At 44.0% G+C, this 15,436-nt stretch carries 11 protein-coding genes; 7 read left to right on the top strand and 4 right to left on the bottom strand.

Features of this window, described 5'->3' with window-relative positions; genetic code table 11:
• The first annotated feature begins 699 nt into the window (after positions 1-699).
• Positions 700-2,685, top strand: coding sequence for an FIDD domain-containing protein (locus CHA01nite_RS00460; RefSeq protein WP_146939256.1), 1,986 nt, complete (start codon positions 700-702; stop codon positions 2,683-2,685).
• Between the two features lie 81 nt (positions 2,686-2,766).
• Here CHA01nite_RS00460 and CHA01nite_RS00455 read toward each other — a convergent pair whose 3' ends face one another.
• Complete coding sequence (locus tag CHA01nite_RS00455) at positions 2,767-3,933, bottom strand: cytochrome-c peroxidase (RefSeq protein WP_146939255.1); 1,167 nt, start codon at positions 3,931-3,933, stop codon at positions 2,767-2,769.
• Positions 3,934-4,512: 579 nt separating this feature from the next.
• On the opposite strand from CHA01nite_RS00455, the gene CHA01nite_RS00450 reads away from it, so the two are divergent.
• The 5 genes from CHA01nite_RS00450 (at position 4,513) to CHA01nite_RS00430 (ending at position 12,374) form a co-directional block, all read left to right on the top strand.
• A complete protein-coding gene (locus tag CHA01nite_RS00450; protein ID WP_146939254.1) occupies positions 4,513-6,849 on the top strand; it encodes a TonB-dependent receptor in 2,337 nt (778 codons plus the stop codon).
• Positions 6,850-6,852: 3 nt separating this feature from the next.
• Positions 6,853-7,650 (top strand): DUF4249 domain-containing protein, encoded by a 798-nt coding sequence (locus CHA01nite_RS00445; protein ID WP_146939253.1) that lies wholly within the window; start codon positions 6,853-6,855, stop codon positions 7,648-7,650.
• A 161-nt stretch (positions 7,651-7,811) separates the two neighbouring features.
• Positions 7,812-9,974 (top strand): outer membrane beta-barrel protein, encoded by a 2,163-nt coding sequence (locus CHA01nite_RS00440; protein ID WP_146939252.1) that lies wholly within the window; start codon positions 7,812-7,814, stop codon positions 9,972-9,974.
• Positions 9,975-10,448: 474 nt separating this feature from the next.
• Positions 10,449-11,456: an aldo/keto reductase gene (locus CHA01nite_RS00435; RefSeq protein ID WP_146939251.1), complete on the top strand. Its 1,008-nt coding sequence runs from the start codon at positions 10,449-10,451 to the stop codon at positions 11,454-11,456.
• A gap of 15 nt (positions 11,457-11,471) precedes the next feature.
• The gene (locus CHA01nite_RS00430; RefSeq protein ID WP_146939250.1) at positions 11,472-12,374 is read left to right on the top strand and encodes a helix-turn-helix domain-containing protein; all 903 of its coding nucleotides are present in this window, start codon (positions 11,472-11,474) and stop codon (positions 12,372-12,374) included.
• A gap of 164 nt (positions 12,375-12,538) precedes the next feature.
• Here the strand turns inward: CHA01nite_RS00430 and CHA01nite_RS00425 are convergent, their stop codons facing one another.
• Entirely contained in the window at positions 12,539-13,765 is a 1,227-nt protein-coding gene (locus tag CHA01nite_RS00425) for a PQQ-dependent sugar dehydrogenase (RefSeq protein ID WP_146939249.1), read from the bottom strand.
• A gap of 304 nt (positions 13,766-14,069) precedes the next feature.
• On the opposite strand from CHA01nite_RS00425, the gene CHA01nite_RS00420 reads away from it, so the two are divergent.
• A complete protein-coding gene (locus tag CHA01nite_RS00420; protein WP_146939248.1) occupies positions 14,070-14,372 on the top strand; it encodes a hypothetical protein in 303 nt (100 codons plus the stop codon).
• Between the two features lie 71 nt (positions 14,373-14,443).
• On the opposite strand, the gene CHA01nite_RS00415 is transcribed toward CHA01nite_RS00420, so the two are convergent.
• Both CHA01nite_RS00415 and CHA01nite_RS00410 read right to left on the bottom strand, forming a co-directional pair.
• Positions 14,444-14,806 carry a response regulator gene (locus CHA01nite_RS00415; RefSeq protein WP_146939247.1) on the bottom strand — a complete coding sequence of 121 codons (363 nt, stop codon included), beginning with the start codon at positions 14,804-14,806 and terminating at the stop codon, positions 14,444-14,446.
• Between the two features lie 54 nt (positions 14,807-14,860).
• On the bottom strand, positions 14,861-15,433 hold the full coding sequence (locus tag CHA01nite_RS00410) for a chemotaxis protein CheB (protein WP_146939246.1): 573 nt from the start codon (positions 15,431-15,433) through the stop codon (positions 14,861-14,863).
• Between the last annotated feature and the right edge of the window lie 3 nt (positions 15,434-15,436).

Genomic DNA, 15,436 nt, shown 5'->3' with positions numbered 1-15,436 from the left:
AATATCTATTTTAAAGTTTTATTTGCTTAATATTACAATAATGTTAAATAATATATTCTAAATATATAATTTTACTCAAAACAAAACACCGGAATAAGGTAGATGTTTTTCACGTAAAATATAAGGGAATATTTTATATCGGGATCACTCTGATTGGGGAGTGGTCTCATTTTTAAAATTTAATAATAATTCCAAAAGGATTTTCATTTTAAAGTACATCATTAAGTTATACTTAAATTAATCTTAGGGTAAGCAGCATTATGTAAATAAAGCTGCTTTTATTTTTTCATTTGTAGAAATGAGCGGTTGCAGAAATTCAAATAAATTGTTAAAAACCAAATTAATATTTTACATCCGAAGTAAAGAAGCATTTCATGATTTATATATTGTTACCGGATATACAATAACTTTTTCAGTTATTTTCAATATCACAACATAACTTAAAGGGGAATAATTTAACAATATTATACAGATATACCGTATTTAAGAAAACATTGAGAAATAAAACAAATCATTTTATAAATATTTCCATAAATTTACACTTTAATTCAATTTATAAATAAATGAGACCAGCTGTCATTTCACTAAAATCAAAGCGGTATATTTTCAGATATCTCAATCATTTGCTGTAAATACTTTAAATCAAGATAATCATAAAAGGAAATATACTCCTTTTTAAATAAAACTAAATTTTATCCTATGAGAAAAAACTATCTTTTATTCTTTATTTTTTTACTCTCATGTTCAGGAAGACTCTTATCGCAAACGTATCAGCTGGCAGGTAACCCTGTGAATACGACCGGCTGGACTATGGTAGCCCCTACAGTAGTTAATACGGATTTCGTGCAACTGACGCCCGATACCAACAACCAGTCCGGCTCCATCAGACTGAATGATCCCATCAACCTGAAATACTGTGATAAGTGGAGAGTGGAGTTTGACTTCAGAATGGATTCCAACCAGGCCGCCAACGGAGACGGGCTTGCCTTCTGGTATCTTGCCAATCCTCCGGTAGCCAGCGTCCTGGGATCCGGGCTCGGTGTATCGCAGAATGCAGTGGGTTTCATTGTAGGACTCGATACCTATAACAATACCACCACTGCCGTGATGAGTAAAGTCCATGTAGCGTACGGACAGGTCACCAATACCACCGATACCAATAATGTGGAATTCTTTAACGTTCCGGGAAGTTCTTTCCATTCGCCGGATATGAACACTACCCTGCCTTTTCAGGGAACGGCTTACAAACATGTGGAAGTGACCGCGCAGGTGGACCCGGCTGCTCCGGCCAACTGGATCGTGAGGATTACCATCAACGGAAATGTGATCTGTAACCAGTCCTTTGCTCCGTCCGGAACCGCTGCCGGGATGACGGTGGGCTTTTTCGGCTTTTCCGCTTCTACGGGTGGAAACCGGTCCAGACACTCGATTAAGAATGTAAAAGTTTTTGTGGATAAAGTCCCGCTGTTGCAGGCTTCCATTACCAAGAATATCTGTCCGGATGTTACGGGAATGGCCCATATCAATCTAACGGCACTTAATTCCCAGCTTACCGCGAACCCCAACAACTATACTTTCGCCTATTACACGGGCGGAGCCCCGATTACGAATCCTGCCGATTTCCAGTACAATAGCAACACCACCGTTTCAGTGGTGATCAGGGATCCGGCACAGGTCTTATGCGACAATAACGATGCAACCATCAATCTGCAGGTAGCTCCTACCGTTACCGTCAACGACACTTCACTGAGAACCTGTTTTATTGAAAACAAGCCTTCCACAGGATTATTCAATCTTACTTCGGCAACAGTAACGGGAACAGCAACAGGCCTGATCAAAACCTATTACCCCTCCCTTACAGACGCACAGAATCAGACGAATATGATTCCCGACCCGGCTAACTACATTGCACCGAACGGAGTAATTTATGTAAGGGTAACCAATTCTGCCGGATGTTTTAATATTGCCAAAGTAACGCTGGAAGTTATTTCGCCGGTTTATTCAAACGTCCTGGAAGAAAAAACCATCTGCATGGAAGATACCACGACACTCGACGCGGGTCCGGGATTCACCGGCTATCAGTGGAGCACGGGTGCCAGCACACAGGCTATCAGCAATGTCGGCGTAGGAACTTATTGGGTAAAACTGAAAACCGGAAACTGCGTGGTTACCCAGCCGGTGAAAGTGTATGCTTCAGAACAGCCTGTTATTTCGGGTATTGATATTATCAACAATGTGGTTACCGTGCATGCTAACGGAGGAACGACACCTTACAGATATTCCCTTGACGGGGTAAAATGGCAGGATTCCAATGAATTTAAAAATGTTCCGAGAGGTGATGCCATGATTTATGTAAAAGATGCCTACGACTGTGATCCTATCAGTGTCACTATCGTTGTCCCTAATTTGATTAATGTGATTACGCCAAACGGCGACGGTGTAAACGACGGGATTGATTATTCTGCCCTTGCCGGCAAAAAGAACCTCCAGTTCAGTGTATTCGACCGGTACGGTGCGGAAATCCACCATGGCGACCGTCTGAACAAATACAAGTGGGACGGAACTTCCGGTGGTAAAAAGATATCCACGGGAAGCTACTGGTTCTCCATTACATGGAATGAAAATGATAAAAAAAATACCCCTGTCAAATATTCGGGATGGATCCTCGTAAAAAACAGAGACTGATAATCCATTCAAAACTTGAAATTCAGAGGTAATCTGAGTTACAGCAGTTCAAAATAAAACCTCCGGGAATTTCCGGAGGTTTTATTTTGGCAGTTCGGGAACCGTTACAGTTCCGGGTGCTGATGATAACGTTCTTAAAAACGCTTCCAGCTGGAAAATTTCTTCATCCGACAGCTCCAGCATTCTCACCATCCCCGATTTCTGGGACTGCAGAGCTGTACCTTCATGAACCGTCGCCCTCTTCAGGGTATGCTCGGGATTTCCCATGCTGTAAAAACGGATTACTTCCGTTAAGGTTTTCATTGAACCGTTATGGAACCACGGACCGGTCCGCGATACTTCCCGTAATCCCGGTACTCTGAATTTACCTGCATCTTCAGGATTTTTCGTAACAGGATACCTTCCCAAATCCTCTCCTTTCTCACCCATTAAAGAAGTTCCTATATTTTCAAAACGGTTGCTGGAAAAATATCCGGAATTATGACAGTTGATACATTGTGCCTTCGTCCGGAAAAGATGCAGCCCCATCAGTTCATCGTTGGTATAGGCATCTGCTTTACCATCGATAAACAGATCGAATTTTCCGGGAGCGCTTTTCACCGTCCTTTCAAAGGTAGCAATGGCTTTGGAGATCCGGTCTTTGGTTACTGACTTGTCACCGAATGCTTTTTCGAATAATACTTCGTATCCTTTTATCTTTGAAATTTTTCCGGCGGCGATATCGATGTGCTCTCCCATTTCCTTTTCATCTTCAATCGGCATCTGCGACTGCTTTTCCAGGGTACCTGCCCGGCCGTCCCAGAACAGGGATCTCGCATAAGCCACATTCAGGATACTCATGGCATTGCGGGTTCCCGACTGCCGGTCGTGGCCGAAGGAGAACGTCCGGTTATCACACCAGCCCAGTTCAGGATCATGGCACGAAGCACAGGCAATCTGATTCGACCTGGAAAGCCTCGGATCGAAAAAAAGTGCTTTCCCTAATAGCTCTTTTTCCGGCGAATACGGATTGTCTTCAGGAAACGGAGTTTCGGGCAAATGCCCGATTTCCGCAAAAGAAGAAAGGGATTCAGGATCCAGCACCGGTTTCGGCCATTGTGAAACATCCCCGGAAGAATAGAGTTTCCTCAGGTGATCCATAAAAGCATTTTTCTGACTGATCTCTTTCTGTACGGTATTGTTCAGGCAGTTATGCAAAAGTGAAGCAACCAAAAATAAAACAAGGATCCAGCTTAAAGCATTTTTCATAACCGGCAGAAGTTTTCGCAAAAATAGTATATTTAAATGGTATTCATTCAGACAACGGGAACACTGTACAGAAATCCGATCAGGAGGCTGGAAGGAGGAAGCGGGAAGTTCCTGGCGTCATTATTATAATCGAGATATTGATAATTAAACACAACCATCCATTCTGATAATAAATCTAATATAACGTAATCTGGTTGAACTGAACTAAATTAACGTGAATTCGGCCGTATTTAACTTAAATTCCGCCTTTTAATTAAAGAATACGATTAGGGTTAATTCGGTCAGTCTTTTTTAATAGAATTCTCTTCGATAACATGACAAAATGTTTCGCCTGATTGCCAATACCTTTGACCGTATTTTTGACAAGAGAAACTTCCCGCATCCTGCTTCTATCTTCGGACCTGTTCATTCCGGTTTCTTCTTCGAGTTTACGCTAATTAATATTCTCTGATTCAAATTAAATCAGATGACTGTTACCCGGTATTTTCATGGCAGTTTAACAAAATTCACCGGATGTTTGTCTGATTGAGAAGGAATAGGCTATATTTAGGCTCTGATTCCAATAATAAACAAACTTACATGCAGATAATATCCCTGAAAACCGCCACTTCAGCCACCGCGATCTGTTTCAGCACGGTTGTTTTTGCCCAGCAGAATCATTCGGTGAGCGGTACGGTAAAAGATAAGAAAAACGGAGAATTGCTCATCGGTGTTACGGTAAAAGTGGCGGAAGATCCCGGCATTTCAGTTATATCAAACGATTACGGGTTTTATTCCCTGTCCCTGCCGAAAGGAAACTACCACCTGATCATTTCCAATCCCGGCTTTAAGGACTTTCAGCAAACTGTTTCGGTGGAAGATGATACCAAGCAGGATCTGCTGCTGGATGCAGGAGAAAGCGAAGACCGTATGGCAACCATTGACGAGGTTGTTGTTTCAGGCATCAAAAAAGACAGGAACCTGACTTCTGCCCAGATGGGCACGGAAACGGTCAGCATTAAGAATATTGAAAAGCTGCCGGTCCTGTTCGGCGAAAGGGATGTGATGAAAACCATCCAGCTGTTACCGGGCATCAAGAGCAATGGAGAAGGGAACAGCGGCTTCAGTGTCCGGGGCGGTGCTACGGACCAGAACCTGATCCTGCTGGACGAGGCAACGGTGTACAACGCTTCCCATCTGCTCGGATTCTTCAGCACCTTCAACAGCGATGCACTGAAAGATGCCAGCATCATCAAAGGAAACAGTCCGGCACAGTATGGCGGACGCCTTTCTTCGGTACTCGACGTCAAAATGAAAGACGGAAACAATAAAGCCTACAACGTCAACGGCGGAATAGGAATCATCAGCAGCCGGTTAAGTGTTGAAGGGCCGATTCAAAAGGAGAAATCATCTTTTATCGTTTCAGGAAGAAGAACGTACGCCGATTTGTTCCTGAAAGCCACGGATGACTTCAAAGACAACAAGCTGTACTTCTATGATCTGAATTTAAAAGCCAATTATCAGGTGAATGAAAATAACCGCCTGTATTTATCCGGATATTTCGGACGGGATGTACTTGGACTTGGCGATACCTTTGCTTCAAACTGGGGAAATACAACGGCAACCCTCCGCTGGAACAGTATTATCAGCAGTAAATTATTTTCCAATACCTCGCTGATTTACAGCAATTACAATTATGATTTCAGTGTTAGCAGCAATAAAAATACGTTCGGCCTGTCTTCCAAAATCGAAGACTGGAACCTGAAGCAGGACTTCACGTGGTTTGCCGGTAATAAGCATTCGGTAAAATTCGGGCTGCAGTCGGTATATCACATTATTACCCCGAGCAGTGCCTCGGGAACCAGTGTTAGCAGCTATCCGAGAAATCCGCGCTATTCCTGGGAAAATGCCGTGTATATCAATGACGATTTTAAAGCTGCCGAAAAACTGACCATTAATTACGGGCTGAGGCTTTCGCTGTTCAGTGTCCTGGGTGGCGATACCTATAACCTGTATGAGCAAGGGGTGCTTGCCGGTTCGGAATTCCTCGAGAAGGGCAAGCTGGGGAAAACCTATGTAAATGCCGAACCGAGGATAACGGCCAATTACCGGCTGAACGAGTTCAGCAGCATCAAAGGAGGCTATGCCCGGAATACCCAGAACCTGCATCTCTTAAGCAACAGCGGAAGCGGAAACCCTACGGACCAGTGGATCGGAACCAGCTATACCGTGAAGCCGGAAATTGCAGACCAGATAAGCTTCGGATACAGCCGTAATTTCAACAACAACAATTATGAGCTGAATGCTGAAGTGTACTACAAGTCCATGCAGAACCAGATCGATTATAAAAACGGCGCCCAGATTGCCTTCGATACCGCAGCCGATGTGGAAAGTGAACTGCTGTTCGGGAAAGGAAGGGCTTACGGCCTGGAACTGATCGCCAAAAAGAAAAGCGGAAAACTGACGGGCTGGATTTCCTATACCTTATCCAAAACCGAAAGAAAGATCGACGGAATCAATGATGACCAATGGTATAATGCAAGGATAGACAAAACCCACGACCTGGCCGTGGTAGCCACCTACCAGCTGAATCCCAAATGGTCTTTTTCAGGATTATTTGTCTACAGCACCGGAAATGCAGTCACCTTTCCGACAGGAAAATATGTACTGAACGAACAGTCGATCCTCCAGTACAGCAGCAGAAATGCCGACCGGATGCCTGCTTATCACAGGATGGACCTGAACGCGACATACGAACCGCAGGGCAACAGTCGCTTCAGAGGTTCCTGGTCTTTCGGCGTTTATAATATTTACGGACGGGAAAACGCCTATTCCATTGCTTTCAAAGACAATCCCGATAATCCGGGAACCTTCCGTGCCGTACAGACCTCGCTGTTCAGATGGGTCCCGAACATTACCTATAACTTTAAATTTTAACCGATGAAAAACCTTTTGTTAAGTATACTGTCCCTGCTGTTTCTTGCTTCTTGTGAAAAAGATATCAATCTCGACCTGCAGGACCAAAGCGGAAAAATTGTCATCGAAGGAAATATTACCGACGCGAGCGGACCTTACCTCGTTAAAATCACCAGAACGGTAGCCTATACCTCATCTGCACCTTACACCACCATTGAAGATGCGCAGGTGACGGTAAGCGACAATACCGGACAAACCGAGACCCTGACCTACGCCGGAGACGGATATTATGTCACCAATACTTTTGCCGCCCAGCCGGGAAGAACCTATACCCTGAAAGTGACGGCGGAAGGCCGGCAGTATTCTGCCCAGAGTACCATGCCCCAGCCGGTACCTTTCGACGGACTGGATCAGGATTCCTTCCAGGTAGCCGGGGAAACCACCTATACGCTGCTGCCGGTTTTTACCGATCCTTCCGCACTGGGCAACCGGTATCTTTTTATCTATTCGGTGAACAACAGTGCTCAGAAGTTTTTTGCAGAATTTTCAGATAACGTCAACAATGGTTTATCCAACCAAAGGCCTTTGCTGATGCCTAATGACAAAGACGGCATTCAAGTAAAGGCAGGCGATACCATTCATGTAAAAATGCAGTGCATCGACCAGAATATATTTACCTATTACTCCGCGCTGCTTCAGATCCTGGATGGCGGTGCGGGATCGGGCGTAACACCGGCCAATCCGCCAAGCAACATCAGCAACGGCGCATTGGGTTATTTTTCCGCACACACGGAGCGATTCCAGACGAAAGTCATTGAATAATCCGGTCAGCTTCGGAAACAAGCCTGCCCGCAATTCCGGACAGGTTTTTTTATTTTTAATGATATAGCTGACACCTCATTAAAACTTTTTCATAGAATTAGTTCTACCGGATGTAACAATTATTCACTTTAGGTTGTCTTATGGGTAGAAACCTAGTTTACATGAAAAATATTTTGATGCCGATTGCTTTTCTGGCAGGTACTTTCAGTTTTGCCCAGGCCGGAAAGGATACCCTTCAATCAAAAGAAAAAGCCATCGAAGCCGTTACCGTAACAGTGCGCAAGCCAACCATCGAATCCAAAGTCGACAGAACCGTCTTTAATGTGGCCAACAGTTCCGTCCTGGCAGGAAATACCACCTGGGACGTCCTGAGAATGACCCCACTCGTAAGCATTGATAACAACGATGCCATCAAAGCGGAAGGTGAAACCGTGACCGTTTACATTAACGACAGGAAATCCGTATTCACCGGAAAAGAACTGAAGGAATATTTAAAAACCATCCCTGCCGACAACCTGATGAAGATTGAAGTGATTACCAGCCCGTCTTCAAGATACGAAGCCACCGGATCCGTCATTAATATCGTGCTGAAAAAACGGGATGATGAAGGATTTAAAGGAAGTATTACCTTAAATAACCGTCAGAATACAAAAAATTCCCAATACACCAATTTTAACGTTAATTACCATAAGAAAAACTTTACCCAGACCGTGATCGGAGGCTATGGCAACAATATCAATGTACAGAGCAATTCCAGTATACAAACGACCTATGACGATAATTCCACCACGTACCGGGATTCCAGAACCGTCATGGAATCCAGAAGCCCTTCCCTGTCCTCCACTTCGGAATTTGAGCTGAACAGCAAGAATACGGTAGGGGTGATTCTCGAATATTACCAAAGCAATTCGTTATCCGGTTCCGAAGCCAGCGGAATGAAAAACAAAAACGGTGAAGAATTTGTCAACTCTTACACCCAAAGCCAAAACACTACTTCCCTCAACCGGAACTTCGGCACCAACCTTTTCTACAAATGGTACGATAAGGAAAAGAACAAGATTCTGGATGTCAACCTCGGGAGCAATTATTACGGTAATTCGAGTGACGATTACTTTAATAAAAATATCATTGAGGCGACAACGCCCAATCTGGTTAAGAATCAGGAAATCGGCGTTCTGACCGATACCGAAAACCGCAACTATTATCTGAAGGTGGATTACACTCAGCCTCTGGGAAAGTCTGGCGGGAACTTTGAAGTCGGGGGGAAAATGGACTTCAACAACAATGCCGTGCCGAACAGCCTTTACGGCAATATGCCGGCAGGGCTCAGCAGCCGGGATGTTTTTCATTATGAAGACAACATCAATTCGCTTTATGCCAACTACAGCAAAACTTTTTTCAAAAAACTGGAAACCCGGATCGGACTGCGTTATGAGCACATCGATTATAAAATCCGCCAGGATGTTGCTGGAACTTCCCGGAAAGATGCTTACGGCAAACTCCTGCCGAACATCCTGCTGAAATATTCGTTTTCGGATAAATATGACCTGAGCTTAACCTACAGTAAGAACATCTGGCGGCCGTGGTATTCGGAATTTAACCCTTTCCTGATTCCGAACAGCGATGGGTTCTACACCCGTGGGAATATCAGCCTGGAACCTAATCCAAGCGACCGGCTTTATATGAAGCTGGGAATTCTTAAAAAATATTTTATCTCGGGAAGGTACATGTTTACCGATCAGGATTACTGGACCAACTATGTTACTGAAGGAGACAAAACCATTTCCCAGGAATCCAACTTTGCCGGAAAGGTGCATAAATATTATGTCTTTGCCAACACGAACCAGACCTTTTTCAAAAATAAATTCACCGTGAATCTAGGAATTGGCTGGTACTATATCGATAACAGCGATTTCAACCGCAGAAACGAGTTGGAGAAAGCCAAAGATTATATCAGCTACCTGAGTGCTTCCACGAATCTCTCCTACACGAATCTTTTCAATAAGAATATTAACATCAGCGCCTGGGTGGAAGTTTCCAACCAGAACAACGGTAATTCGACCACCAACAAGCCCAATATTTTCCATAATATTTCGGCAACCAAAATATTCCCGAAAAGCCAGATGGAAGTCAGCCTGCAGCTGATGAACATCTTCCAGCGCCCGAATTACGATGCGACAACCTATGTCCAGGGCGGAACCTTCAGAAACACCTCTAAATGGGATTGGTACGGTGCTTCGATCTCGTTCGTAAAACGTTTCGGAAACCAGAAAGTGAAGGAAAATACCAAAACCGATGTTGAGAAAAACGGCGGCGGAAAATAATTGAGGAACAGAATGCATTCGGATGAATATTGCGTAACGATCCAACAATTGTATCAGAACAGAAGCAGGCCTTGAATATATTCAGAATATCAGGAAGAAAATCTCTTATTTTCTTCCTGATTTGTTTATCAGCCAGATCGGTCTTCTTTAAAGAATCCGGATCTTTCCGGACGGTTTCTTTAATGGGATGCTTAAATATCCTGAGAAAAAGAAAGATAAGACGTTTAAATTTTAAACCAATAATAGATAACCTGTTCCGGTGAGTTAAACAGTTGAAAAACCAATAGCTTCAGTTGTAATGTCGGGAGGAACGCCCAGCATCCAGTTTCCCTCTTCCAACCCCTCAACCGGTTCACACCAATCCTTCCGGATCCCATTACTTTTAATCAAACCGTAATTTGCATACAACCTTCATGGTTTTGCTTACATCTGCCTGATGATTTCTGCGGAACTTTGTTTAATAAAAATCAGAATATGAATTTAAAACACATTGCATTAGGAAATCAGGGATTGGAAGTGCCTGTCATCGGTCTTGGATGTATGGGAATGACCGGCTTTGAAGAAGCCGATACCTATGGAAAATCCGATGAAAAAGAAGCCATTGCCACCATTCACCGGTCGTTTGAACTCGGGGGAAATTTCCTGGATACCGCGGATCTCTACGGCCCGCTGAAAAACGAGCAGCTGATCGCCAAAGCCATCGGTAAGCAACGCAATCAGTACATCATAGCAACAAAGTTCGGCTGGGAAATCGATGACAGCAACAAAATCACCTGGGCTATCAACGGGAAAAAAGACTATGTGAAAAAAGCGGCGGAAAGATCCCTTAAAAACCTGAATACAGATTACATCGACCTCTATTACATGCACCGGCTGGATAAAAACGTTCCGATAGAAGAGACGGTAGGTGCCATGAGCGAGCTGGTACAGGAAGGAAAAGTAAAATACATCGGTTTATCTGAAGTTTCTTCCGAAACGGTGAAAAGGGCTCATCGGGTTCATCCCGTTACCGCCGTACAAAGCGAATATTCCCTGTTTGAACGAACAGCGGAAGAAAAAGGCGTCCTGAAAACCCTGCAGGAGCTGGGCATCGGTTTTGTAGCGTATTCGCCTTTGGGAAGAGGGTTCCTCTCCGGTCAGATTAAGACTGTTGATGATCTGCCGGAACATGATTTCCGGAGAGCCATTCCACGTTTTCAGGGTGATTATTTTCAGAAGAATATTGAATTGGTGGAAGCGATAGAAAAAATGGCTGCTGAAAAAAACATCACGTCTTCCCAGCTTGCCCTGGCATGGATCATGAGCAAAGGCATTGTACCGATCCCCGGAACCAAGCGCAGGAAATACATTGAGCAGAACATGGCATCAGCTTCGGTAGAATTAAGTGAAAATGATCTCGGGAAACTGGAAAGTATCGTACCTTTAGGAACCGATACCGGAGACCCGTACGACGAATTCAGCATGGGACTTCTGGATTATTAACTAAATTGACAGACTATGAATACCATTCAGTCGCTTTCCGCTTTTCACCGCCTGTTGCGCTTACCGGAACCGAAACATCCGCTGGTGAGTGTCATCAATTTATCGGAAGCGGTTTTTGAAGAAGATGAAATGTGGAAAGGCTTTGTCAGCCGCTTTTACTGTATTGCCCTTAAACGGGAAGCCACCGGAAAGATCCGGTATGGCCAGCAGCATTATGATTATGACAAAGGGATGTTAAGCTTTACGGCACCCAACCAGGTGCAGTATCTGGACATCCATTCGATGGACTGCCATGGCAAAGGCTATCTTCTGGTGTTTCATGAGGACTTCCTGCTGAAACATTCTCTTGCGCAAACCATTTCCGGCTACGGATTTTTTTCTTATGCTGTAAACGAAGCCCTTCATTTATCGGAAGATGAAGAAAATGACCTGATGGAAATTCTTTTTAAAATCGATAAAGAATGCCGCCATATCGACCGTTATACCCAGGAAATCATTTTGTCCCAGATCGATCTGCTGCTGAATTTTTCCCTACGCTTTTATGAAAGACAGTTTATCACGAGAAAAAGCGGGAACCACCGGCTGCTGGCTAAATTTGAGCAGTACCTCATTGATTACCTCCGTGAAGAAAATCCGGAAAAAGGGATTTTAACGGTACATCAGGTGGCGGAAGCCATGAATTTATCCCCGAATTACCTGAGCGATCTTCTGCGCATCCATACCGGGCAGAATACGCAGCAGCATATTCATGAGAAACTTATCGGGAAGGCAAAAGAGAAACTGTCTGCCACACAGATGTCGATCGGTGAAATTGCTTATGCCTTAGGATTCGAGCATCCGCAGTCTTTCAGCACCTTGTTTAAAAAGAAAACAAATATGGCACCGCTGGAATTCAGGATGAAATTCAAGTTTAATTAATTAACGGTTCACGGTTTTGGCAGTATTGTCCTATCCCGTGGAAAGCCGTTCTACGTCGGGTTCTCGTTAATTGAAAGCGAAAGAAACCGGATGCTGAGGTTTTAGATTTCTCTAAACCTGAGCATCCGGTTTTCTTCCGGCCTGTACAATAGGGTTCACCTTATTTATTGCTTACGGATGCGGTACAGTTTGCCGCCATCGGTTACCGTATACAAATTATTGTCAAGGCCCTGGGTAATATCCCTGAAACGCTGGTTTTCTCCGGCAAGCAGCCGTTCCTCCCCGACTACTTTATTGTTTTCAATCACCAGTCTGGCGATGTGCATTCCGCTTAAGGAAGCTACAAAAAGATTGTTCTGCCATTCCGGAATCGTATTTCCTTTGTAGAAGGTAATTCCGCTTGGCGAAATAACAGGATCCCAGTAATACACCGGCTGTTCCATGCCTGCCTGCTGCTGGATTCCGTTTCCGATGGTCGCCCCGCTGTATTCGATACCGTAGGTAATGGTCGGCCAGCCGTAATTTTTACCGGCCTGTACCCTGTTGATCTCATCACCGCCTCTCGGTCCGTGTTCACTCTGCCACAGTTCCCCGGTTACCGGATGGATGGCAATCCCCTGCGGATTCCTGTGCCCGATGCTGTACAGTTCAGGTAATGCTCCCGACTGCGTAAAGGAAGGATTTCCCGGTGCCGGCTGTCCGCTTGTGGTAATTCTTAAAATCTTCCCTAAAGCTGCCGTTACCGACTGGGCCAAAGGTCTTGTCGAAAGATCAGAACGCTCTCCGGTACTTACAAACAGATTTCCGGTATTGTCAAACAGGATCCTTCCGCCGTAGTGAAGGTTTCCGACATTGGCCGAAGGTGCCGCCCTGTAGATGACCACCGGATTTTCAATGGTTGTTTCATTGTTTGAAAGTCTTCCTTTGGCTACCGAAGTCATATTCCCTCCGGAAACATTTTCAGAGAACACCCAGTATACCATCCGGTTGGAAGAAAACTGCGGGTCTGCACAAACGCCCAGTAATCCGCCCTGGCCGCCCGAATTGACAGCAGGAAGCCCTGTAATGGCCCCGCTCACTGTCCCGGTAGTGCTGACGATTCTCATGGTTCCTGCTTTTTCTGTAATCAGTAAACGGCCGTCCGGTAAACCGGTAATTCCCCAGGGTGCAGAAAGGGATGAGGTCAATACTTCCCCAACATAAGCAGTAGACGTCCTCACCCCGTTTGCGCGGGTCTGTCCTGCAAATGCAGGCTGATAATTGGTGTTGGCCGCATTATTTTCCACCGGGGGCAATACAGGCCCGCTGTTTTCGTTTTCATCGATGGTTTCGGAGCATCCTGTAAACAGCATGGATGCTGCGATCAGCATTTGGTAAGTGGTTGTTTTCATAATTCAAATTTTGGTGATTTGTAATAATTTCATTTTTGGTGTAACAAATTTTTTGCCGCAAATCATTTTTGGATAACTTTTTGCTAAGTATAATCAATTGGCTGCACAGAATCATTTTATTAAATAAAAGAAAAATAATGTTCAGCCTGATTAATTGGATTTATCCTAAAAAATTAAAGTTTCCGAAATTCTTTTTAATGACGTCCGGAACAATTATAATTAAAGACAAGAGAATTACAGTAATTTTCAGATAATTAATGATTATGGCATGAATATTATTGTTATACAGCAAACACCCTAAGCGATGGAAAACTTATCAGAAAACAAAGAATTAATCAACAAGTATATCAACTATATTATTCAGCAGCAGTTCAGTGCACCGGTTGATCTTACCGGCGAATATACTTTTACAGAGAATCTGGTTTCAAGAAAACCGATTATTGCGACAACCTTCTCAGATAAAATCCTGTCGGACCCTGAGATGAAGAGGTTTCTTACTTCCCTTATTACGGAAATCAACACCGGAAACTGCAGCATACAGTCAATGAAAATGAAGCTTACAAATTTTCCCGGTGAAAACTGGAGTTCATTAAGAAGAATTGTTTAGAACAGAAACTTATATAAAACAGAAGTCCCTGCATCATCTGCAGGGACTTCTGTTTTCAGAAACCTTTGTATTTATTGCAGGTATTGCGCTACTTTATCTTCAAGGTCTTCCAGATTGAAAGGCTTTGCCACATAATCATCCGCCTGCGCCTGCTTGGCCAGGGCCACAATGTCGTTGTTGGCCGTTACATAAATAACAGGAATGGTCTTAAATTCCTCATGGTTCTTCAGAAGCCTGGTAGCCTCCACACCGCCGATCTTCGGAATCCAGTTGTCCATCAGGATAACGTCCGGCTGGTACCGGGCAACTTTCTCCAGAATATCATGCGAGGTTTCTGAAATTTCCACATGATAGCCGTTTTCTTCGAAGATGATCGTAATCACCTCAAGAATGGTCTTATCATCATCGAATATCAGGATTCTCTTTTTACTCATACTTATTTACTGATTTTTATATTTTACTGTAGTTAGGGATTTCACTTTTTATTTTTACAGCCGGTTAATGTAATCTGCTAAGTTACCGGAATTAATAATTAAATCATAATCAATTTCTTCCACCGCCTGTTTCGGCATATAATTTACTTCCGCCGTTTCAGGATCCTGGATCCATACTTTACCTCCGTTCTTTTTAATATAGGCCAGGCCTTCCACTCCATCCGCATTGGCTCCGGAAAGCAGGATACCGATGAGGTTTTCGCCGTAAATCTCCGCTGCCGACCGGAAAGTAACATCAATAGAAGGACGCGAATAATTCATTTTCTCCGAACTGTCCAGCGACATGGTTTTTTTATCTTCAAACAGCAGGTGGTAATCTGCCGGCGCAATGTATATTTTATTGTTCCGAACGTCGGTTTTATCTTCAATTTCAATGACTTCCACCGGAGAAAACTGCTGAAGCAGGGTCTGCAGTATATTGGTCGTATGCGCCTTTCTGTGCACCACCAGCAGAATCGGAAAACCGAGCGGGTCGTCCAGCTTCTTGATCATCTCCATAATGACCTGCAGGCTGCCCGCAGAGCCGCCTATTACAATTAATTCAGTATCCGTGTCATTTACTTTCATGAA

The sequence above is a fragment of the Chryseobacterium hagamense genome, assembly GCF_007991455.1.
Classification (GTDB): Bacteria; Bacteroidota; Bacteroidia; order Flavobacteriales; family Weeksellaceae; genus Chryseobacterium; species Chryseobacterium hagamense.
Note: the sequence above shows the minus strand (reverse complement) of the source record. Positions and strands in the feature narration are given on the sequence as shown.